The organism is Streptomyces sp. NPDC098789 (assembly GCF_044759975.1).
In the GTDB taxonomy this organism is placed as follows: Bacteria; Actinomycetota; Actinomycetes; order Streptomycetales; family Streptomycetaceae; genus Streptomyces.
In genome coordinates this window covers 52857-73295 of sequence record NZ_JBIWAJ010000012.1, presented here as the reverse complement: position 1 = coordinate 73295, position 20439 = coordinate 52857, and the positions used below count along the sequence as shown (strand labels likewise).

At 72.9% G+C, this 20439-nt stretch carries 20 protein-coding genes and 1 pseudogene; 5 read left to right on the top strand and 16 right to left on the bottom strand.

The features are described 5' to 3' along the window. Positions 1-37: 37 nt before the first annotated feature. Positions 38-634 (bottom strand): hypothetical protein, encoded by a 597-nt coding sequence (locus ACIQWR_RS23695; protein WP_404012809.1) that lies wholly within the window; start codon positions 632-634, stop codon positions 38-40. 295 nt (positions 635-929) lie between these two features. Here ACIQWR_RS23695 and ACIQWR_RS23690 point away from each other — a divergent pair, with 295 nt between their 5' ends. Further along, the gene (locus tag ACIQWR_RS23690) at positions 930-1355 is read left to right on the top strand and encodes a hypothetical protein (protein WP_404012806.1); all 426 of its coding nucleotides are present in this window, start codon (positions 930-932) and stop codon (positions 1353-1355) included. Positions 1356-1361: 6 nt separating this feature from the next. Here the strand turns inward: ACIQWR_RS23690 and ACIQWR_RS23685 are convergent, their stop codons facing one another. The 11 genes from ACIQWR_RS23685 to ACIQWR_RS23635 form a co-directional block, all read right to left on the bottom strand. Further along, on the bottom strand, positions 1362-2030 hold the full coding sequence (locus ACIQWR_RS23685) for an SGNH/GDSL hydrolase family protein (RefSeq protein WP_404012803.1): 669 nt from the start codon (positions 2028-2030) through the stop codon (positions 1362-1364). 167 nt (positions 2031-2197) lie between these two features. After that, positions 2198-2881: an alpha/beta fold hydrolase gene (locus ACIQWR_RS23680; protein ID WP_404012801.1), complete on the bottom strand. Its 684-nt coding sequence runs from the start codon at positions 2879-2881 to the stop codon at positions 2198-2200. 138 nt (positions 2882-3019) lie between these two features. Next, the gene (locus ACIQWR_RS23675) at positions 3020-4366 is read right to left on the bottom strand and encodes an MFS transporter (RefSeq protein WP_404012798.1); all 1347 of its coding nucleotides are present in this window, start codon (positions 4364-4366) and stop codon (positions 3020-3022) included. A 206-nt stretch (positions 4367-4572) separates the two neighbouring features. Next, positions 4573-5199: an RlpA-like double-psi beta-barrel domain-containing protein gene (locus ACIQWR_RS23670; protein ID WP_404012795.1), complete on the bottom strand. Its 627-nt coding sequence runs from the start codon at positions 5197-5199 to the stop codon at positions 4573-4575. 109 nt (positions 5200-5308) lie between these two features. Next, the gene (locus ACIQWR_RS23665; RefSeq protein WP_404012792.1) at positions 5309-5806 is read right to left on the bottom strand and encodes a hypothetical protein; all 498 of its coding nucleotides are present in this window, start codon (positions 5804-5806) and stop codon (positions 5309-5311) included. Between the two features lie 182 nt (positions 5807-5988). Beyond that, complete coding sequence (locus ACIQWR_RS23660) at positions 5989-6456, bottom strand: GNAT family N-acetyltransferase (protein WP_404012789.1); 468 nt, start codon at positions 6454-6456, stop codon at positions 5989-5991. Positions 6457-6508: 52 nt separating this feature from the next. Further along, complete coding sequence (locus ACIQWR_RS23655; RefSeq protein WP_404012786.1) at positions 6509-7774, bottom strand: MFS transporter; 1266 nt, start codon at positions 7772-7774, stop codon at positions 6509-6511. Beyond that, on the bottom strand, positions 7771-8919 hold the full coding sequence (locus ACIQWR_RS23650) for a PLP-dependent cysteine synthase family protein (RefSeq protein ID WP_404012784.1): 1149 nt from the start codon (positions 8917-8919) through the stop codon (positions 7771-7773). The genes ACIQWR_RS23655 and ACIQWR_RS23650 overlap by 4 nt, the downstream gene beginning before the upstream one ends. A gap of 130 nt (positions 8920-9049) precedes the next feature. Next, positions 9050-9553 (bottom strand): hypothetical protein, encoded by a 504-nt coding sequence (locus ACIQWR_RS23645; RefSeq protein WP_404012781.1) that lies wholly within the window; start codon positions 9551-9553, stop codon positions 9050-9052. Between the two features lie 129 nt (positions 9554-9682). Continuing rightward, positions 9683-10327 (bottom strand): DUF3105 domain-containing protein, encoded by a 645-nt coding sequence (locus ACIQWR_RS23640; protein ID WP_404012778.1) that lies wholly within the window; start codon positions 10325-10327, stop codon positions 9683-9685. A gap of 85 nt (positions 10328-10412) precedes the next feature. After that, positions 10413-10868, bottom strand: a complete 456-nt coding sequence (locus tag ACIQWR_RS23635) for a hypothetical protein (RefSeq protein WP_404012775.1) — start codon at positions 10866-10868, stop codon at positions 10413-10415. A gap of 151 nt (positions 10869-11019) precedes the next feature. Here ACIQWR_RS23635 and ACIQWR_RS23630 point away from each other — a divergent pair. Beyond that, positions 11020-11184 (top strand): annotated as a pseudogene (locus ACIQWR_RS23630) (diadenosine tetraphosphate hydrolase); the annotation flags it as partial. A gap of 16 nt (positions 11185-11200) precedes the next feature. Here ACIQWR_RS23630 and ACIQWR_RS23625 read toward each other — a convergent pair. Further along, positions 11201-11956, bottom strand: coding sequence for an ABC transporter permease (locus ACIQWR_RS23625; protein WP_404012772.1), 756 nt, complete (start codon positions 11954-11956; stop codon positions 11201-11203). Further along, complete coding sequence (locus ACIQWR_RS23620; RefSeq protein ID WP_404012769.1) at positions 11953-12903, bottom strand: ATP-binding cassette domain-containing protein; 951 nt, start codon at positions 12901-12903, stop codon at positions 11953-11955. Before ACIQWR_RS23620 ends, ACIQWR_RS23625 begins: the two co-directional genes overlap by 4 nt. Before the next feature lie 91 nt (positions 12904-12994). On the opposite strand from ACIQWR_RS23620, the gene ACIQWR_RS23615 reads away from it, so the two are divergent. Further along, positions 12995-13759: a TetR/AcrR family transcriptional regulator gene (locus ACIQWR_RS23615; protein ID WP_404012766.1), complete on the top strand. Its 765-nt coding sequence runs from the start codon at positions 12995-12997 to the stop codon at positions 13757-13759. A gap of 74 nt (positions 13760-13833) precedes the next feature. On the opposite strand, the gene ACIQWR_RS23610 is transcribed toward ACIQWR_RS23615, so the two are convergent. Next, the gene (locus tag ACIQWR_RS23610) at positions 13834-14454 is read right to left on the bottom strand and encodes a hypothetical protein (RefSeq protein ID WP_404012763.1); all 621 of its coding nucleotides are present in this window, start codon (positions 14452-14454) and stop codon (positions 13834-13836) included. Between the two features lie 399 nt (positions 14455-14853). Between ACIQWR_RS23610 and ACIQWR_RS23605 the strand changes: the two genes are divergently transcribed. Next, complete coding sequence (locus ACIQWR_RS23605; RefSeq protein ID WP_404012760.1) at positions 14854-16095, top strand: serine hydrolase domain-containing protein; 1242 nt, start codon at positions 14854-14856, stop codon at positions 16093-16095. A 299-nt stretch (positions 16096-16394) separates the two neighbouring features. Here ACIQWR_RS23605 and ACIQWR_RS23600 read toward each other — a convergent pair whose 3' ends face one another. Beyond that, entirely contained in the window at positions 16395-17804 is a 1410-nt protein-coding gene (locus tag ACIQWR_RS23600; protein WP_404012757.1) for a M1 family metallopeptidase, read from the bottom strand. Between the two features lie 257 nt (positions 17805-18061). Here ACIQWR_RS23600 and ACIQWR_RS23595 point away from each other — a divergent pair, with 257 nt between their 5' ends. Then, positions 18062-20425, top strand: a complete 2364-nt coding sequence (locus tag ACIQWR_RS23595; protein ID WP_404012754.1) for a macro domain-containing protein — start codon at positions 18062-18064, stop codon at positions 20423-20425. The last annotated feature ends 14 nt before the right edge of the window (positions 20426-20439 follow it).

The window sequence follows — 20439 nt, the reverse complement described above, 5'->3', positions numbered from 1 at the left end:
GCGCGAAGGCCTCCCCCGGTCCGGTCGGGTGGGCCGGTCAGAAGATGCTGGAGCCTCCGGTCCCACCACCGCCGCCGACGCCACCGAAGAGCCCGCCGAAGCCGCCCTTGCCGCCCTTGCCACCGCCGCCGCCCTGGAAGACGCCGTCGCCGCCGTGGCCGCCCTTGCCGCCGTTGCCGCCCTGGAGGACGCCGTCGCCGCCACCGCCGCCGTTACCGGCGGTGCCACCGAACAGACCGCCACCGCCGTCGCCGCCCTTGCCGCCGTCGCCGCCGATGACGCCCTCGCCACCGCCACCGCCGCCACCACCGCCACCTCCGGAAAGGACACCCTCTCCACCCTTGCCACCGTTGCCGCCGGCGCCGCCGACACCGGTGACGCTGCCGCCACCCGACCCGCCGGAGCCGCCGCCCCCGCCGATCAGGCCCCCGCCGCCCTCACCGCCGTCCCCGCCGGCACCACCGGCGGACGGGAAGGCCATGGCCACATGAGCGGGCATCGGAGCCGCCGACGCCATGGACGCGGGGATCAGGACCCCTCCCGAGATCATGGCCGCCGAAGCGAACAGCGTGGCCAGTCGGAATCCACGGCGGTTGGTACGGACGACGTTGTTGGTGCGCGCCTTACGGTTCATGACCTTCTCCTACGGATGATGAGCGAACGAATGGACTCCCCGACATTCAGGGATCTCTTTATCCAGGGATATTCGGAATTCCTCCGAGGAGGTTTCCCTTCTCTCCCTCGCTGCCTCGTTTCCCTTTCGGCGAGGCCCGCATCACCAGTAAGCCCCACGGCCGCGCGGCGGTCACGCTCCGGGAACTCGGGGCTTGACACGCCCCGGAACACCGGCTAAAAGCCTGCTCAGCGGCCGTGGGGCGCCCCGGGAAAGTCGTTTGGCGCGCCCTCCGGGCACGCCTAATCTCTGGCCCATGATCCAGACGAGGAACGACGAGCTGCGCAGCTACCAGGTGGGGCCCGTACGCGCCGAGCTCCGCGAGCTCACGACGAGCGACAATCGCGAGGGGTTGCTCGAAGGCACGCCCCACCTGCATCGCCGCATGAATCTGATCCGCATCGACAAGGCGGTGCCGGGCACGGCGCAGGTGTACGTGCACGATCTCGACGGGATCCGGGCCGACGCGGAAAAGCAGGTCGACGCGTGGCTCCCGCGCGAGACGGTCCGGGCGCGGCTGACGTCGGGGTGGACGCCCGAGGGCATCGCGGAATACGGGCACACCGAGCTCTCGGTGATGTGGTTCCAATCGCCCGCACAGGACCCGTACGCCCACCTCGCGACGATCCTGGGCCCGCTCGATTGGACCTCGCTCGCCAGGTTCGTACCTTTCGAGGACTGAGGGCCCTCACGCCACCAGGCGCAGCCAGGCCGCCGCGAGGGCGGCGTGGCCGGCCGGTGTCGGATGGACACCGTCCGCGCTCCAGTGCTCCGGCTCGGTCGTCGCCGCGAGCTCGGCGAACATGCCGTCGGCGGCGATCAGCCGCGCGCCGTACCGGCGGGCGAGCCTGCGGACGGCCTGGATCTTCGGGTCCAGGTCCACGCGCCATTCGGTTCGCTCCGCCTCCCCGATGAGCACGGAGCCGCCACCGGCCTCGACGACGCCGTGGATCGGCAGCAGGAAGGGCTCGATGAGGATCAGCTGCGTGCCCGCCCGGGCGAGGGGGGCCAGCAGCCGACCGTAGGCCGCTTCGAACTCGTCCGCGGAGATCACGTACCCCTTCGGGTCCAGCGTGTGCCACCCCATGTCGTTGACACCGACGAGGATCGACACCACGTCCGGGCGCGCGTCGAGCACGTCGGTCTGCCAGCGGGCGGCGAGGTCCATCACCTTGTTGCCTCCGACCCCGGTGTTCAGCCAGGTCACCGGCCGGTCCGGATGCCGTAGTCCCCACTCGCCCGCGATGCGCAGCGGGTAGCCGAACCCGAGGCCGTCCTCGCTCTCCAGCCGTTGGCAGTCGGTGATCGAGTCACCGGTGAACATCACGGTGCTTCCCGCTCGTACAGTGGTCGACATGTGCGCTCCTTGAACTGAACTCGCCTGTGGACAGGGCCAGTCACAAGGTCTCCGACACCGCCGACAGCGGACCGACGGCTCCCGACACGCCGCCGACACCGCACGCTCCCCGGGCCGGTCTCGGCCCGGGGAGCGTGCGGTGGGTACGGAGGGGGTTACGGAGGGGGTCAGACGCCGCGGGCCGCCGCGCGGATGGCGTCCAGTACGACGTCCGGGTGGGACAGCATCGGGACGTGCGAGGAGTCGACCTCGACCACCGTGGCGCCCATGCGCTCCGCTTCGAAGCGCTGGAGTTCGGGGTCTACGGCGCGGTCCTGCCGGGAGATGACGAACCAGCTCGGCTTGGTCCGCCAGGCCGGATCGTCCGTCGAGGCCCCCAGCACGGCCTCCCCCGCGGACACCTGGGTCGCCCAGACCAGCTGCTGCTCGGCCTCCGGCAGGTCGCCGCAGAAGTCGGAGATGCCGTCGCGGCTGATCCACAGGCGCCCGTCCTCGGCGTCCAGGTGCGAGAACAACGGGGGCGGGGCGAACTTGCCGATCAGGTCCTGCGGCGTCTCGCCCGCGTCCGGGGCCAGTGCGGACACGTAGACGAGCCCCGCCACCCGGGCGTCCGTGCCCGCGGCGGTGATGACGAAGCCGCCCCAGGAGTGGCCGACGAGGATCGCCGGGGAGCCGACCCGGGCGAGGGCCCGGCGTACCGCGTCGACGTCCCCGTCGAGCGTGTCCAGGGTGTTCTGCGCGGACACCACCTCGTGGCCCTCCTGCTGGAGGGTCGGGATCAGCTTGCTGTAGCAGGATCCGTCGGCCCACAGGCCGTGGGCGAAGACGATGCTGGGCTTGCTCGGTGCCATGGCTGCGTTCCTCTGCTTCCTCGTCGTGCCCCGCCCCGCGGTGAACTTCTCGTCCTACCGAGTCCACACCAGATCGGGCCCTTCCACATCCCGGGCGGCCCGTTGCGCGGGGCGGCACACGGGGCGCACCCCGGGTGATCAGCGTCTTTCCGTCCGCTGCGCCGCCGGCAGCATGAGCGCCGCGCACAGCAGCGCGGCGCACAGGAAGCCGCTCGCGGCGACGAAGGCCACCGGGGTGGCCGTGGCATCGACGATGCCGGCGGCATCGGCGGCGTCGTCGTTCGCGGTCAGGACCATCGCGCCGGCGAGCGCCAGCCCGACGGCCCCGCCCAGCTGGCGGAGCGTCTGCCGCAGGACGGACGCGTCGACCCGCTCGCCCTCGGGGACCCAGCGCATCAGTTCGGCGCTCAGCGCGGGCACCGGCAGGCCCATCCCGACCCCCGCCAGGACCATCCCGGGAACCTGCCACGCGTACGTGCGCGACGGCAGGGCCACCGTCCACAGCACCGCGCCGAGCGTGGCCGCCGCCAGCCCGAGCAGCACGGGGATCCGGATGGAGCGGTAGCGGTCCAGCAGGTGCCCGGACAGGAGCGTGCCCACCGTCAGCGCGGCGACCAGGGGCACCAGGGAGAGGCCCGTGGTCAGGAGCGGCCGGTGCATGGCCTGCCGGAGGAACAGCGTGCCGTGCACCACGACGATGAGCTGGGCGGCCTGCACCATGGCCGTGAGCGTCACCACCACGGCGTACGGGCGGATGCCCAGCAACCGCAGGTCGAGGAAGGGCTCCGGGGAGCGCAGCACGAGCCGCACCGCCACGGCCAGCGCCAGCGCACCGGACGCCATGACGGCGAAGCTCCGCAGGTCCGTGAAGCCCCGGAACCCGCACCAGTAGAGCCCGAGGACGAGCAGGGCCACGGACAGGAGCATGAGGAGCGGCGCCACCACGGTGAGCGGTCGCCCCTCCGGTTCCTCCTCGACCCGGGCCCCGGCGGCCAGGCACAGGACCGCGGCGGCGACGGGCACGTTGACGGGGAAGACCGCACGCCACCCGAGGTACTGCGTCAGCACCGCCCCCACCACGGGTCCGAGGACGAAGAAGACCTGGGCCAGCCCGGCGTACGTCGCCAGCGCCCGGCCGCGTTCGCGCTCCTCGTACAGGCCCGTGATCAGGGTCGTGGCCACCGGGATCATCAGCCCGGCGCCGGCGCCCTGGAGGGCCCTCATCAGGAGCAGGAAGGGCTCGGCGGCCGGACCAGACGGGGTGAGTCCGCAGCAACCCGACGCGGCGGCGAAGAGCAGGATGCCGAAGCGGAAGGTGGGCAACAGGCCGAAGCGGCGGGCGACCATGCCTCCGACCGGCGCGAACGCGGCCAGCGCGAGGACGTAGACGAGTGCCACGCCGTGCAGTGCGTACGTCGTCAGCCCCAGGCCCCGGGCCATCGGGGAGAGGGCGACCGCGACGACGGTCTGGTCGAGCATGATCATGCCGCCGGCGCACCCCATGGCGGCGAGCACGAGACGCCTGCGGGGTGGCCCCGTCCGTCCGCTTGACCAGATGTGTCGCACCGGTCCCCATGCTGACACGGGCGCCGGCGGCGACACGTCATTGAACCGGCGTGCGCGGGGCCCGCCCGGAGCGGGGGGAGCGCCGAGCGGGTTCCGCGGGCCCGGGAGGGCCGGGGCTCAGCCCCCTACTTCTGCTTCGCGAAGTGCCACGTCACGTCGATCTGTCCCTCGTCGCGGGAGGACAGTGCCCGGAAGGCGCCGGGCGTCAGGTCGAGACCGCCCCGCCCGGCGCCCGGCGCCTCGTCGAGGACGGTCAAGGTGACGGACTTGCCCTTGTAGGTGACCACGATCTTCTTGCCGCAGTTCGGGCCCGGATATCCGGCCCCGAACAGTGAGGGATCGATCGCGGCCACGAGGTCGCCGGGGGCGATGTACTGACCGCACGCCCCCATCCCGGGCTGGTAGGTCGACGCCTTGCCGCTGAACTTCTGTGTGGGCGGCTTCGTCGACTTGGTCGGTGCGGGCGACGCCCCCTTCGTCGTGCTCGGGGCCGGCGTGGGACCCGGTCCCGTCGTCCTGGTCGGCACCGGCGCCGCGGGCGGTGTCGTCGAGACGTCCGGCTCCGGTTCGCTGGTGGAGCGGGACAGCTCGGTCTCGGTCGGGCTGGGATCCACGGGCTGCCCGGTACCGGTCGACGCCGTGACGGCGATGCCGGTGTCCTCCGAGGCATTGGCGGTGGCGACGGTGACGACGGCTGCGGCGCCGACGGCCAGCACGGCTGTGACCGCTACTACGGCGATTCCTGGTCTCATGGGTCTCTCTCTGGACTGCGCGTTTCCGGACGGCGAGCGTCCGGTGGGCGCGCCCATGATCACGTGCCCCGCTAATGCTTCACTAACGCGCGCCGGCCGGACGCGCGGCTCAGCGGATGCGGCCGACGATCCGTACGGAGACCTGGGCGCTGCCGGTCAGGCCGGAGGCCGGGGCGGTGGCGGTGGCGGCGAAGACGAGCGGGTACGTTCCGTCGGGCAACAGCGGGACGGTGAACCGGCCGGACGCGCCGGCGCCGAGGGCCACCGCGCCGTTCGGTCCCTGGATCTGCCGACCGGTGCGTTGCGGATCGGTGATGAGCTGCTCGCCCGGGTGCGCCCGCGCCGTCCCGGCGAAGGCCTCCTGGCAGCCGCGCCGCAGCCCGGCCCCGCTGCCGGGCGCGTCGATGGTCACCGTCGTCCGTGTGGGCGGAGGCGGGGGCGCGCTGGTGCGCGGGGTGTTGCCCGGGCGGCTCGGGGTCGCGGGGGCGGCGGCGGGCGAGGGCGTGGCGGCGGGGATGTCCGAGGTGCGCAGCGGCTGGTCGTCACCGCCGTCGCGGTCGTGCTGCGCTGGACCACGGCCACCGGTGAGCCCCGGTCGACCCACCACCCGCCCGCTCCGGCGGCCACCGCGGCCGGCGTCTTCGTCGTCAGCGCGCCGGCCCACCTGGCCACCACATCTCCCGAGCCCATGGCCGTCGTCCCTCCCGACCGACCGCCATGGCCTGCTCCAACTGGCTTGATTTCAGCGGAGCGTGGGCACTCTAGTGCTGTGACCGGCGCGGTCGATGCTCAGGCCAAGGTCAGGAGCACCTCGTCGATCTCGCCGCCACGGGCCCGGGCGAAGCCGCGGTCCCGGCCCGTGAGGACGAACCCGCACTTCTCCAGCACCCTGATCGAAGCGGCGTTGTCCGCCGCGGCACGGGCGTGCACCGGCCGCGCGGCGTCGAGTTCGAGCAGCTCGGCGAGCGCCGCCGTGGCGATCCCGCGCCCCCAGTGGGCGCGGGCGATCCAGTACGTGACCTCGCGCTCGTCCGGTGGCCCGTACGCCGCGACGTGGCCCACCACCTGTCCCTCGACCAGCACGGTCCGCATCACGATGGCCGGGTCGGCGCGGATCCGCGCCCAGTGGGCGTCGAACGCGACGGGATCGCCGTCGTGGTCGCCGACGAAGGCCGCCATGTGTTGCGCGACCGGGTCGCGCGCATGCTCCCGGAAGGCGGGCAGGTCACTGTCGCGCACCTCGCGCAGGAAGATCATCTACGGGCTCCTCACCCGACCGGGCCGGTCGTGCGTCGACGGACCGGACAACCTACCGGAGGGCGGCCGGGGTCGCCGTGCCCCTCGGGGCCACGAGTCGTCCGCTTCGCGCGAGGGCCGCGACGGCGGCCGCGCAGCCCAGGCCCGTGACCGTGAGGACGAGCCAGGGCGTCCACGGCGCCCGCCCGTGGACCGCGAGTTCCCACACCGCCCCGGTGCCCAGGTTCCCCAGGGTGATCCCGAGGCCGGAGACCGTGTTGTAGAACCCGTAGTGGGTGGCGACCAGCCGGTCGCCGGAGAGGGCGACCACGGTGTCCATCTCGAACGGGTACACCACCGCGCTCCCCACGGCCAGGAACACCACCGCCGCGGTCAAGGACACCAACGAGAGGTACGGGGCCCCGGACGGGGCGAACACCAGCGGGAGGAAGGCCAGTCCCATCACGGCCAGCCCCCGGACCAGGGCCTGCGCCGGGGTCCAGCGGCGCTTCGCCCAGCCCGTCAGCCGTAGTTGTCCGAGCACGGTGACGGCGGCCGACACGACGAACAGCCCGCTCGTGGCCCGGGTGCCCGCGACGTCCCCGAGGGCGTTCCCCGCGGCCAGGGGCAGAGCGAGGTACACCTGGAAGGTCAGGACGTAGGACCCGGTCATCGCGAGGGAGAAGAGCAGGAACGGACGGTTGGCGAGCACGGTCCGCCACTGCGCCCGTACGCCCTCCGGGGAGCCTGGGTCGACGCCGTCGCCGCTCCGGTCGGGCAGCGCGCGCCACTGCAACAGCGTCAGCAGGGCGAAGACGAGGGCCGCGGCCGCGCAGACGGCCCGGAAGTCCGCGGCCAGCAGGGCCAGTCCGACGAGCGGGCCGAGGAGCATCCCGGCCTGGTAGTAGACGTTGAAGGTGGCGAAGGCGTCGACGCGCCGCTCCCCCGCCTCCGCGGCCAGGTACGCCCGCACGGCCGGGTTGAAGAGCGCTCCGGCGAAGCCGGTGGCGGCGGAGGCGACGACGAGCACGGGCAAGGAGTCGGCCCAGCCGAGCAGCACGAATCCGAAGGTGCGGAGCAGGCAGCCGGCCATGATCGGGGCCTTGTAGCCGTAGCGGTCGGCGAGGGTGCCGCCGATCAGGTACATCCCCTGCTGGGAGAGGTTGCGCACGCCCAGCACCAGGCCCACGGCCCAGGCGGCCAGGCCGAGGCCGCCCGCGAGGTGGGCGGCCAGGTAGGGCATGAGCATGTAGAAGGCGAGGTTGATGGCGAACTGGTTGACCAGCAACAGCCGGACGGCCGGCGGGAAGGAGGCGGTCCGGCGCCACAGCGCCCTCACCGGGACGCTCCGGCCGGGCCGCCCCGGCGGGTGGCGCCGAGCGGGTCGAGGACGGTGGTGCAGCGGGTCCAGCGGGTGATCGTCTTCTCCCCCGGGTAGGTGATCTCGTCGGGCTCGTCGGCGGGCTGGTGGCCCATCAGGTCGTGCGCCGCGCAGTACGCGTCGTCGAAGACCGTGCCGACGTAGCGCTCGGGGCCGTCGGGAAAGACGGCGACGATCCGCGCCTGCGCGGGCATGGCCGCGGCCAGCCAGCGGGCGGCGAGGCCGACCGCGCCGACGCTCCAGCCGCCGCTCGCGCACCGGCCGCGGGCCAGGGCGCGGGCCGCCCACACGGCTTCGGCGGCGCAGACCCAGTGGACCTCGTCGAAGACGTCGTAGGCGACGTTGTCGGGGAAGATGCTGCTGCCCAGGCCACGCATCAACCGGGGTGCGGCGGGCTGGCCGAAGATGGTGGAGCCGGCCGCGTCGACGCCCACGACCCGTAGGTCGGGAAAGTATCCGCGCAGGACGGAGGCGATCCCCGCGGAGTGCCCGCCGGTGCCGACGCTGACGACGAGGGCGTCGATGCGGCCGAGCTGGGCGACGAGTTCGTGTGCCAGGGGCCGGTAGGCCGCGACGTTGTCGGGGTTGCCGTACTGGTCGGGGCACCAGGAGCCCGGGTGGGCCGCGAGGAGGTCCTCGACCCGCTGGCGCCTGGTCTGCTGCCATCCGCCGGTGGGGTGGGGCGCCTCGACGTGTTCGACGTCGGCGCCGTAGGCAGCCAGCAGTCCGGCCATCAGCGGCTCCATTCCGGGGTCGGTGACGACCGTGACCGGGTGCCCGAAGGTCACCCCGGCCAGCGCGAGTCCGAGGCCGAGCGTTCCCGAACTCGATTCGATGATCCGGGCGCCGGGCCGGAGCGCACCGCGCTCCCGGGCGGCCTGGACCATGTACAGGGCGGTGCGGTCCTTGATCCCGCCGGGGTTGCAGCCCTCCAGCTTGGCCCAGAACCCGCGGCCCGCGGTGGTGAAGGGATCCCCCACCCACATCAGCGGCGTGTTGCCGACCAGGCCGGCCGGGGTGAGCGTGGGGCGCTTGGTCTCGGCCTGGAGCTGGGCGGGGGACGCGGACAGGGTGAAGGAGGGGGAGGAAGGGAAGGCGTTCATGGCGCAGTGCTCCCTCGGCCGGCGCGTACGACGACGCGCGAACGACCGTCATGGGGGTACGGGGGTCCGATCGGCGCAGTCGCGGCCGGCGGGCGAGCGTGCTCACCCGCCGGCCGCGGCTCGATCGCCGTCAGGTCCGCCACACCCCCAGCACCGCCCGGCCTTCCGCGGGATGCCCGACGACGCCCCGCGTGCCCGGTGGCCCGCACCGGCCGCAGCCGTACGCACTCCCGGCGGCCGGCCCGGCGGCCGGCCCGGCGGCCGGCCCGGCGGCCGGCCCGGCGGCCGGGAGGGCCGGGGTCACCGGCGCCGGAGCCCCGGCGGCGCGGGGCGACGGGACCGTCGGCTCGTCGGCGTCGGCGCATCCGGCGGCGCCGTCCCCGACCGGCGTCGTGTGCGGCGTGTGCGGCGTGTGCATCCGGTCGGCGGCCGGGAGGTCGCGCAGCGCCGGCCCGTGGGCGGACGCGGTGGCGGTCAGGACGTCGGTACGGCCGGCTCCCGGCGCGACGGGACCGTGGGCGCAGACGAGGAGGTGCAGGAGCGCGGCGAGGGCGAGGACGAGGCCCGGTACGACGGCCGCGCCGACCCGCGACGCGGCCGGTCGAGCGCTCCGGTGTACCGTCACTGCCTCCATGACCGCACAGAGTAGCCAGGTGAACACATAAAGTTCCCGTCAGGGCGTGTGTCGTTGCCCTGTTCGGCCCCGAGGGGGGCGACCGCCGGGACGAGGGCAGTGCCTGCCGCACCCCGCCCCGGCGGGTGCTCAGGCCGACAGCCCGTTCGTGCAGGCGGCCCCGGGCTCGGGGGTCTGCGCCCCCTGGACGTACTTGGTGAGGAAGGCGTTCACCCGCGGGTCGGACGCGTCGTCCACGCCGAGCTGCTTGCCCCACGCCGACAGGGTGATCGGCGCGTCCTGCTTCGCGTGCGGGCTCATCAGCGTGTACGGCGTCTTCCTCACCCGCTCCGCCAGGGCCTTGACGTCGCCGGGGGCGGCCCGGTCGGTGTAGGTGATCCACACGGCGCCGTGTTCGAGGGCGTGCACGGCGTTCTCCTGCCGGACCTCCTTCTCGTACACGTCGCCGTTGCAGTTCATCCACGCCTGGGCGTGGTCACCGCCCACGGCCGGAGCCATGGGGTAGGCGACGGCCTGGGCGACGTGGTTCTGCGTGAGCTTGTCCCACGACTTCTCGCCGGCGATGGGAGCGGCCTTGGTCGCCGCCGTCCGCTTCCCCTCGCCCTTGATGGTGAAGAGGAGGTAGCCGGTGCCGCCGGCGAGCGCGACGAAGACGATCGCGCAGACGGCGACGGTGAGGATCCGGTTGCGGCGCTCGCGCGCCGCCTGGGCGCGACGGACCTCGTCGAGTTTGGCGCGGCGCGCGGCCGCGGCGGAGTTCTTGGGCAGGCCCATGGTCGATTCCTTCACTTCACGAAGCGGGTTGCGGGCAGGGAGGACGGTGGCGGCACGCGCGGGGTGCGCGGCGCCGCCGGTCCTCCTAGGTCCGCAGGACCTGCAGGGCGTGGAGGTCGGGTGCGCGACGGGCCGGGGTGTCGGCCACGGGGCCGGCCCGGGGGGAGACCGGTGTCGCCCGGTGGCCCGCCGCCGGAAGGACCAGGGGGTCCGGCAGCGGGAGGACGCTCTGCGGCAGGTGGTGCAGGACGGTCAGGCACGCGTCGCCGGGCCGGTGGTGCACGCACCCCTCGGCCCCGGTGTTCGACGCACGGTCCGCTCCGCCCACGACGCTGCTCACGAGGCCGCTCACGACACCGACCGCCATGCCGCTCGGCGCCGGCGCGGCGGACGCCTCGTACGGCGTTCCGCGAGGCGGCTGGTGGCACACCGTCACGGCGAGCAGGACCGCCGCGACGCAGCACACCCAGCTCAGCAGCACACGCCACCGCGACGCCCCGGCGGGCGGTGCGGACGGGAGCGGCGACGGTGCGGTCGTCATGATGGACAGATCCTAGTGCCGCGTCGGGCACCGGTCCGCTCGATGGTGACGACGCGTCCGGTGCCGGCGTCGTCCACCACCGCGTCCAGCCGCCCGTGTTCGGCCACCACCTCCGCCTCGGCGCTGGGGGCCCGGACCCTGCTCAGGGCCCGTGTGGCCGCGGTTCGAGTGGGAGCCGGTCGACCTGGTGCGCATGCCGGTGTGGTTGTACCCGCGCGGGCGGTGGAGCGACGGGCGGTTCGCGCTCGGGCCCCGGCACGACGCGGTGCGGGAGGCCATCGGCGCGGAGCTGGACCGCTCGACGGACGCGCGCTGACGGTTCGGCCCGCCCGCTACCGCGTCCGGCGCCGGAAGAGCGCGGAGGTCAGACCCACCGCGGCCGCCAGGATGCCCGCGCACCAGGCCAGGGCCGTCCAGGGGGCGCCGTCCGCGGGCCGGTCCAGCAGCAGGGCCCGCAGGGATTCGATGACCGGGGTGAGCGGCTGGTGCTCCGCGAAGCCGTGCAGCCAGCCGGGCATGGTGTCGATGGGCACGAAGGCGCTGGAGGGATAGGGCAGGAACATCATCAGGAAGGTGAACCCACCCGCGGCTTCGGGCGAGTCGGCGGCCAGGCCGAGGGCAGCGGCCAACCAGGAGATGGCCGTCACGTAGGCCACGAGGAGTGCGGCGGCGGCGAGGAAGCCCGCCGGGCCCGCCTGGGGGCGGAAGCCGATGGCGAGGGCGACGGCCAGCACCAGCGTGGTGGAGAGCAGGTTGCGGAGCACCGATGCGGTGACGTGGCCGGCCAGGATGGGGACGCCGCCGATGTCGAGCGAGCGGAACCGGTCGACGACCCCGCTCTTCATGTCCTCCGCGACGCTGACGGCGGTGGAGGCCGCTCCGAAGCCCGCGCAGAGCAGCATGGCTCCGGGCACCACGTAGGTCACGTACCGGGTCCCGGTGTCGATGGCCCCGCCGAAGAAGTAGACGAAGATCAGCATCAGCATGACCGGCAGCATCAGGGCGGTGATCAGCGCGTCGGGGCGGCGGCTGCTGATGCGCAGGCTCCGTCCGGCCAGAGCCAGGGCGCTCACGGGCAGGGCGGTCATCGGTCGGCTCCCGTCAGGGCGAGGAAGACGTCGTCGAGGGTGGCGCCGCGCAGGGCGAAGCGGTCGACGTCGGTGCGGTCGGGGTCGATTTCGTCGAGCAGCGCCCGGACGTGGGCGGCGGTGCCGTCGGTGGGCAGGCCGAGCACGAGCGCGTCGGGGTCGTGGTGGACGGCGCGCGGGGCGAGGGCCTCGTAGGCGGCGGCGGTGGCGAGGGTGAGGTCCAGCCGATGTCCGGCGACGCGGGACTTCAACTCGGTCGGGGTGCCCTCCGCGGCGATGCGGCCGCCGGAGAGGACGGCGACGCGGTCGGCCAACTGGTCCGCCTCCTCCAGGTATTGGGTGGTGAGCAGGACGGTGGCGCCGTCGTCGCGCAGCTCCCGTACGAGCTCCCACATTCCTTGGCGACTGCGCGGATCGAGGCCGGTGGTCGGCTCGTCCAGGAAGACCACCTCGGGACGGGAGACGAGGCTCGCGGCGAGGTCGAGGCGGCGGCGCATGCCGCCCGAGTACGTCTTCGCGGTGCGGCCGCCCGCATCGGCGAGGTCGAAGCGGTCCAGGAGTTCCTCGGCCCGGACGCGCGCGGCGCGTGGGGCGAGCCCGGCGAGGCGCCCCATCATGCGCAGGGTCTCGGCGCCCGTCAGCAGCTCGTCCACCGCGGCGAACTGCCCGGTGAGGGCGATGCGTTCGCGCACTCGGGAGCGTGCGGTGGCGGTGTCGTGCCCGGCGACCCGGGCGGTGCCGGAGTCGGCGGCGGTGAGGGTGGCGAGGATCCGGACGGTCGTGGTCTTGCCCGCGCCGTTGGGGCCGAGGAGCGCGAGGACGGTGCCTCGCGGGACGGCGAGGTCGATGCCGTCGAGCACGCGGAGCGCGCCGTAGGACTTGGTGAGGCCGGTGGCGTGGATCCCGAGGGCGGCCGTGGTGGACGTGGACACGTCGTGGGTGGTCACAGGAATGACGCCCCCTTCTGCGTATTGCATACGCTGTTCTGCGTAAGTAATACACAGAACTAGGATGGGTGGCAATCGACTAGGGACGGTCATGGCGGACGAGGACAGCGGGACCGGGCTCCCGGCCAGCCTGGAAATGGCCTGGGGGCTGCGCGAGCGCCCCGGCAAGGGGCCGCGCCCCACGCTCACGCTGCCCCGCATCGTGGGGGCGGCCGTCTCGCTCGCCGCCGCCGAGGGCATGGACGCGGTGTCGATGGGCCGGGTGGCCAAGGAACTGGGCGTCTCCACCATGTCCCTCTACCGGTACGTGGCCGCCAAGGAGGAGCTGTACGTCCTCATGTCCGACGCGGGCGCCGGCACGCCGCCGCCCCTACCGCCCGGGGCGGCCGGATGGGGCTGGCGCGAGCTGCTGACGCACTGGGCGTACGGGCAGCGCGCCGCCCTCCTCGCCAACTCCTGGCTCCTGCGCATCCCGATCACGGCCCCGCCGGCGACCCCGAACCAACTGGCCTGGATGGACCGGGGGTTGGACGCGATGGCCGGCACGGGATTGAACGAGGCCGAGAAGCTCTCCACGGTCGTCCTGATCGGCGGCCTGGTGCGCAACGAGGCCACGATGGCGGCCGACATGAGTGACGCCATCGCCGCGTCGGGCGTGACCCCGCAGCAGGCCCTGGCCCAGTACGTCCGCACGTTGCGGCTGCTCGCCGGCCCCGAGAGCCACCCCGCCGTGACGCGACTGCTGGATTCCGACGCCTTCACGGGATCGGGAGAGCCGGACTTCCAGTTCCGCTTCGGCCTCGACCGGATCCTGGACGGGCTCGCACCGCTGGTCGCGGAGCGGGAGCGACCCTGATGCCGTGACCGGGCGGGAGCGCGACGCTCCCGCCCGGCGTCACCGGACCCGCTACGGCCGCTCGTTCACCGCACTCAGTACAGCTTGATCACCGCCTTCCGCAGGGTGTTCTTCCATGCGGCCACGGGCGGTTCGCCCCAGTAGCTCGACCACAGGACCAGGGTGACCGTGTCCCCGTCGCGACCCACGCCCCACAGGTAGTTGAAGTCGGGCCGCTCCTGGGCGTTGGCGTCGAAGGTGCGCATCCCCTGGAGGGTGGCACCCTCCTCCACGTCCACCACCCCGTGGTCCAAGCCGGTCGCGGTCACCCCCGGTCGCTGCGGGCGGTTCGCGCAGTCCGCGTAGTCCCGACGGGTCGCGTCCGCGAAGGCGATGGCCTCGGCCTCGGTGGCGAAGGCGATCACCTTCTGCTGCGCGAACGCCGTCTCCGCCGTGGTGAAGTCCCGGTTCCAGACGTTGACTTCGGGCTTGCCCTCCGGCCAACCCGCCAGGCACTCGCCGTACCCCTGACCCCAGCCCCGCACGACCGGATTCGCGCGCCACGACTCGGTCGTGGGCAGGTCCGAGATGTACAGCGTGCCCGGCCTCGGCCGCCACTGGTCGGCGGCCACCGCCGGACCGGCAGCCGCACCGACCGCCAGCGCCACGACCCCCAACAGGACGCAGCCCCCGCGCACCCGTGAACGTACCCCCATGAATGTCCCCTTCCCCCTGCGCACCGTCTCGATCACGACGGCCCCGCCCCGGCAGGAGCGGGACCCAGCCCCAGCATCGGGTGTCCGCCTCCCGGCCGGCCGCACCTGCGGCCACGATGACTTGAACTGCGCCCCTGCTGACTTAAAACGACAAAGGACACCAAACCGGATTCGGTCCCGGATGCGCGGATTCCACCCCCCGGCCGAAAACACTGAGTGACGGGACCCGCGCAGCGATTTCACCCGGAGTGGGTACCCAACGACCGATGATCTTACGTAACATCATGAAAGTTCGCCGTGTCCTGGGTTGTCCCCCACGGCGGCCGTGCTTCCGCATGTCCTGCCCCCACCCATTGAGTCGAGGAATACGTGCGCCTCTCCCTTGAACGACGCCTGGCCGTGAGCGCTGCCCTGCTCGCCGTAGTAGCCGGTGTCGTCCCGGCCACCGCGGCCCACGCCGCACCGGCCGACCTGCCCGCCAGCGCGGCGGAATCCCCGCAGGTGACGCCCGACATGGAGGGTCTGACCAGGGCCCTTCAGAACACCCTTGACGCCGGCGCGCCGGGCGCCCTGGCCCGCTACACCGGTCCGGACGGGGTCAAGAGCAAGACCCTGGGCATCCAGGACACCACCAAGAACACGCCGATGGACGTGCAGTCGCGGTTCCGGATCGGCAGCGTCTCCAAGACGTTCTCCTCCGTCGTGCTGCTCCAGCTGGTCAACGAGGGCCGCGTCGAGCTGGACACCCCGGTCAACCACTACCTGCCGGGCCTGCTGCCGGACGACCGCATCACGGTGCGTCACCTGTTGACCCACCGCAGCGGCTTGTCGGACTACACGAACGTGATGTTCGCGGACACCGTCCCCGGCTTCGAGGCCGTGCGCAACAAGGTGTTCAGCTACCAGGAGCTGGTCGACCTCTCGCTCGCCGAGCCGCGCACCACCGAGCCCGGCGTCTCGTACAAGTACTCCAACACCAACTTCGTGGTCGTCGGCATGATCATCGAGAAGGTGACCGGGAAGCCGGTGGCGAAGGAGTACGACCGCCGCATCTTCAAGCCGCTGAAGCTGCGCAACACCTCCTACGTGCACCCCGACACGGCCATCCGGGGCCAGCACGCGCACGGCTACCTCCACCCGGACGAGGCCGGCAACCCGCTGGTCGACTCCACCGAACAGACCGTGTCCTGGGCGCAGTCCGCCGGCGCGGTGATCTCCAACGCGGCCGACCTGAACACCTTCACGACCGGACTCGTCAGCGGGAAGCTGCTGCCCAAGAAGATGCTCGACCTGATGACCACCGTGACCCCGACGGACGCGACGAACACCCGGTTCTACGGCCTGGGTCTGCGGCGCTACGACCTGTCGTGCGGTACGCAGGTGTTCGGTCACACCGGCACCGTGCAGGGCTTCTACACCTACGCCTTCGCCACCCGCGACGGCAAGCGAAGCCTGTCCGCGATGGCGAACACCTCGAACGACGGGGCGGCCAACACCGCCCTCGGCGGCACGCTGGAGGCCGCGTTCTGCGGCAAGCCCGCGGCGCCCAAGTCCAACGCCGCCCCGCGCGGCCTGGCGGCGTCCCCGGAGCAGGACCGCACCCCGGCCCGTGCCGAGATGGACCTGCCGGAACGGCGCTGACCCCCATCGCCCGGGGCCCGCAGGGGGCCCCGGGCGACGTCGGGACGGAACGCCGCGGCCGCGCCGGTCACCGCGCGGGTGCGCCCCGCCGGATCAGGCCGTGGCGAGGAAGTCGTGGTAATCGGCTCCCGCGACGAGCACCGAGGTGAAGGAGACGGGGCGGCCGTCGCCTCGTCGAGGGTCATGCCGAAGCGCAGCGGATCCACGCCGTTCGGCGGGTCCAGGACCAGGTCCGTCACGTTCTCCGATTGATCCGTTCGAGGGCGCCGCAGTCCATCGCTGCCGGGCCCGCGTCCATGTCAGGCGGTCGTTCCCGTGCGGATGCGGTGTTCGCGCCAGAACGAGGTGAGGTCGGTGCGGGTCACCGCCTGCGCGGCGCGCTGGAACTCCGCCGTGGTGGAGACCCCGTACCAGTGGTCGCGTACGTAGCCCCTCAGCATCGCGGCCATCGCCGGGCCGCCCAACACCTTCTCCAGGTCGTGCAGCACGCACGCCCCGTTGTAGTAGACGTACCGGGTCCAACCGGGGCCGTGGGCGGCCCAGTAGCCCATCGAGTTGGTGACCGCCTGGGTGTCGTCCTGCCAACCGACGCCCTCCGCGCAGTCCTCGCCGTGGTCACCGGTCAGCAGGGCGTTCGAGTAGGTCGCGAACGCCTCGTCCAGCCAGGGGGACGCGTACTCGTCGTTTCCGACGATCCCGTACCACCATTGGTGGGCCAGCTCGTGGACCATGCCGCTGCCTGCCTCGTCCAGGGCCACCAGGACCAGCCCGGGGAACTCCATGCTGCCGATCGGCGCGAACCGGTCGCTGATGACCGCGTCGACCTCGCCGTAGGGGTAGCGGCCGAACCGCCGCCCGAGCTCGTCAACGGCGCGGACCGCTTCGGCGCGGGCGGTCGCCACCCAGGCGTCCGGGGTGCCCGCCGTCCAGTACGAGCGGACCGTGACACCACCCGGCGAGGTCGCCACGCCGCTGCGGAACGGGCCGGCCGCCCACGCGAAGTCCCGCACCTGGCGCGCGACGCTGGTGGTGAGGGTGCGACCGGGACCGGCCGGGCGGTCCGTGGTGGTTCCCGTCGCCGGGACACCCAGCGCGGTCGGGTGGTCGAGGGTGACCTCAAAGTCCGAGGCCACGGTGTAGTAGCTCTCGCCCCGGTCGACGGGCGGGTCCAGGTGCCAACCCGCCGCGTCCCGTACGGCCAGCACCGGCAGGGCGTTGCCGAGGTAGCGGTGGTCGCCGTCTCGCCCGAAGCGGTGGAGCCGGTCGGGGACGGTGATCGAGACGTCGAAGCCGACGGTCGCCCGCCCTCCGGGCGCCAGCGGCGCGGCCAGCGCGATCCGTACCGCGCTGCACGCCACCGACGGATCGCCCGGGGCCCCGCCGGTCACCCGGCCGATCCGGACCGGGGAGGGTGCCTGCGGCGTGCCGCAGCCGTCGACGCCGTTGCCCCAGAGGCGGACGTAGATCTCGCGCAGCGGCTCGGTGGACCGGTTGCCGAAGGTCACCGTTTCCCGACCGGTCCACCGGGTGCCGGTGACGTCGGCGCGCAGGTCGACGCGGTAGGCGGGCCGGGAGGGGGCGGCGCGCTCGGCGCCGTGCGCGGTGGCGGCGTAGGCCGGGGCTCCGCTCCAGGCACCCCCCAGGAGCGAGCCGAGCGACCCGAGCACGGCGAACGCCGTGACCACCCATGCGTACCCGGTCCGTCTCATGGTCCGCCCCCGCGGTCGTGTGTATCGGGCCCGGCCCGCCAGGTCCGCCGGCCCGCGCGACCTGGGCGGCCGACGCGCAGCCGAGGGTACGCGGCCCCCGCGGCCTTGCACAGGGCGTCGCGCACTCACAACACGGCTGCGGTGAGGGCGAGTTCGGGCCAGCGCGCCCGTTCGAGACGCTGGCCGGAAGGGCGTTGTCAGTGGTCAGGGATACGTTCAGGGGGTTGGCAGGGCCGATTTCCCGTCAGGAGTGGACGATGACCGAGAGCAGTGCGCAGCCCACGCTCGGAGTGGTGCTGACCGACGTCAACGAGCGGGTGGTGGAGGCGTGGCGGGCGGCGTTCGCGGACACCCCGGGCGTCGAGATCCGCCGCGGCTCGATCCTCGACGAGGACGTCGACGCCTGGGTCACCCCGACGAACTCCCGGGGCCGGATGGACGGTGGGGTCGACGCCGTCATCAAGCGGTACCTGGGATCCGGCATCCAGGTGCGCGTGCAGCGGGCGATCCGCGACCGCTTCGCCGGGACGCTGCCGGTGGGCAGTGCGGTCTGCGTCCCGTCTGGGGCGGCCGTGCCCCGCTACGTGATATCGACACCGACCATGGTGGGGTCCTCGCAGAACGTGAGTGCCACGCTCAACGTGGCCATGGCCTGCGCGGCCGCCTTCCAGGCCGTCCACCGGCAGAACCGGAAGGCGCCGGGCAGTATCCGTTCCGTGGCGCTGGTCGGGATGGGCGCGCAGACCGGGCGGGTGCCGGCCCGGGTGTGCGCCAACCTGATGTGGACCGGGTACACGCTCTTCCACGACCACTGCTTCGAGGACGACGACGAGCTGCGCGCCACGCTCGTCGCGCAGTTGAACGGAATCGAGAAGGCCCCCGTCGAGGAGCGGGTGCGCATCGTGGTGCCCGAGCCCGCCCCCTACGACTCCCCCACCACGACCGCGACCGCGACCGCGACCACGATCTCGACCGCGAGCACGACCGCTCCCACTCCCGCGACCGAAGGCCCCTCCCCCGTGACCGACGCGAACGACCCGAACGACGCCCTGGCCCTCACCGAGCTGTTCGCCGGCGGTGGTGAGCCCTGGCTCCCGCTCCTCAAGCCCGTCATCGAAGCGCAGCCCGATGCGGCGCGGTTCATCGGGAAGGGGCGCAGCCCCGAGGTCGTCCCGGTCCGCGAGCTGACCTTCCAGGCGCTCAAGCCGAACCCGCCGCACAAGTGGAAGGTCGTCGCCTTCGGGCAGAACCCGTACCCGCGTGCGGAGAGCGCGACCGGCATCGCCATGTTCGACAACACCTTCAACGACTGGAAGGACAGCCAGTTCGGACGGGTCGTCAGCATCCGCTGCATCATCAAGGCCGCGGCGATGTGGAAGTACGGCATCGTCAAGAAGACGCCCATCGCGGACGTGCGCGCGCTGTTGAAGGAGCGGGACGCGGTCCAGCCGCCGGAGTGGTTCCAGGCGATGCTCACGCAGGGCGTGTTGCTGTTGAACGCCGCGCTCACCGCCAGCGGGGACGGGGCGATGGGCGCCGAGCGGCACGCGGCCTTCTGGCGGCCCGTCGCCGAGCGGATCATCGAGGAGATCCTCAAGGCCAAGCAGGACGCCGCCGAGGAGGACCGCGGGGTCGTCTTCGCCTGGTGGGGGGCGCACGCCCGGAACCTGAAGAAGGTCGTGCTGCGGCTCCAGGCGAAGTACCCGGACGTCGAGGTCCGGCACATCGACCACGCGAACCCGGCGGCGCAGGGCGACCTCTTCTGCGAGGGCGACCACTTCGCCATGGTCAACGAGGCCCTCGCGTCCCTGGGCTCCGAACCGATCGACTGGCTGCCCAGCAAGGGGTGGGACGCGGGAGCCGGCGGCGCGAGCGGGCCGGGCGGTGGCGTGGCGCAGCAGATGGGCGCCTTCATCGAGTCGACCATGAACCTCCACCAGCTCTACCTGGAGCGACTGACCAGCGTCAAGGACGAGGGTCTGGTCCTCCCGGCGATCACCGGCGTGTTCGACACTCCGCTGATGGACTTCCAGGGCGCCGTCGCCCCGGTCTCCGACGTACTGTCCGGACTCACCGGGCACATCGACCGCTCGCGCGACTTCGGCAAGCGGCGGGCCGACGAGACGTCCGGCAGCCTGTCGGCCGACGCGATCGCCGCGCTCTACCTCTACACCTGCCAGTCCGCCTTCTACCGTGAGATCAATGCCGTACTGCGCTCGCCGGACCGCACCCGGGTCACCCCCTACCTGCCGTACCTGCGCCTGTTGTTCTCGGCGGTGTCGGGGCTGCCGGGCCACACGCGGCCGCTGTGGCGCGGCGTGTCGTTGGACCTGCGGGCGCAGTACCCGGTGGGCAGGACGGTGACCTGGTGGGGCGTCTCCTCCTGTACCTCCGAGCTGAAGGTGGCCCGGTCCTTCCTGGGCAGCCGCGGCAAGCGGACGCTCTTCGAGGTGACGTCCACCCGGGCGGTCGGCATCAGGAACTTCTCCGCCTTCACCGGGGAGGAGGAGTACATCCTCGCGCCGGGCACGCAGCTCAAGGTGATGGACGTGAAGAGCGAGCGTGGCGGGCTGTGCACGGTCCACCTGGCCGAAACGGACGCGCCGCCCGTCCTGTCCTGACCCGGTACGCCCTC

Bases quoted from the DNA above. Each gene is read 5' to 3' on its own strand.
- ACIQWR_RS23695 (WP_404012809.1), bottom strand. From the start codon at position 634: ATGAACCGTAAGGCGCGCACCAACAACGTCGTCCGTACCAACCGCCGT.
- ACIQWR_RS23675 (WP_404012798.1), bottom strand. From the start codon at position 4,366: ATGATCATGCTCGACCAGACCGTCGTCGCGGTCGCCCTCTCCCCGATG.
- ACIQWR_RS23595 (WP_404012754.1), top strand. From the start codon at position 18,062: ATGACCGAGAGCAGTGCGCAGCCCACGCTCGGAGTGGTGCTGACCGAC.
- ACIQWR_RS23645 (WP_404012781.1), bottom strand. From the start codon at position 9,553: ATGGAGGCAGTGACGGTACACCGGAGCGCTCGACCGGCCGCGTCGCGG.
- ACIQWR_RS23635 (WP_404012775.1), bottom strand. From the start codon at position 10,868: ATGACGACCGCACCGTCGCCGCTCCCGTCCGCACCGCCCGCCGGGGCG.
- ACIQWR_RS23670 (WP_404012795.1), bottom strand. From the start codon at position 5,199: ATGAGACCAGGAATCGCCGTAGTAGCGGTCACAGCCGTGCTGGCCGTC.
- ACIQWR_RS23650 (WP_404012784.1), bottom strand. From the start codon at position 8,919: ATGAACGCCTTCCCTTCCTCCCCCTCCTTCACCCTGTCCGCGTCCCCC.
- ACIQWR_RS23600 (WP_404012757.1), bottom strand. From the start codon at position 17,804: ATGAGACGGACCGGGTACGCATGGGTGGTCACGGCGTTCGCCGTGCTC.
- ACIQWR_RS23640 (WP_404012778.1), bottom strand. From the start codon at position 10,327: ATGGGCCTGCCCAAGAACTCCGCCGCGGCCGCGCGCCGCGCCAAACTC.
- ACIQWR_RS23610 (WP_404012763.1), bottom strand. From the start codon at position 14,454: ATGGGGGTACGTTCACGGGTGCGCGGGGGCTGCGTCCTGTTGGGGGTC.
- ACIQWR_RS23615 (WP_404012766.1), top strand. From the start codon at position 12,995: ATGGCGGACGAGGACAGCGGGACCGGGCTCCCGGCCAGCCTGGAAATG.
- ACIQWR_RS23685 (WP_404012803.1), bottom strand. From the start codon at position 2,030: ATGTCGACCACTGTACGAGCGGGAAGCACCGTGATGTTCACCGGTGAC.
- ACIQWR_RS23625 (WP_404012772.1), bottom strand. From the start codon at position 11,956: ATGACCGCCCTGCCCGTGAGCGCCCTGGCTCTGGCCGGACGGAGCCTG.
- ACIQWR_RS23690 (WP_404012806.1), top strand. From the start codon at position 930: ATGATCCAGACGAGGAACGACGAGCTGCGCAGCTACCAGGTGGGGCCC.
- ACIQWR_RS23680 (WP_404012801.1), bottom strand. From the start codon at position 2,881: ATGGCACCGAGCAAGCCCAGCATCGTCTTCGCCCACGGCCTGTGGGCC.
- ACIQWR_RS23660 (WP_404012789.1), bottom strand. From the start codon at position 6,456: ATGATCTTCCTGCGCGAGGTGCGCGACAGTGACCTGCCCGCCTTCCGG.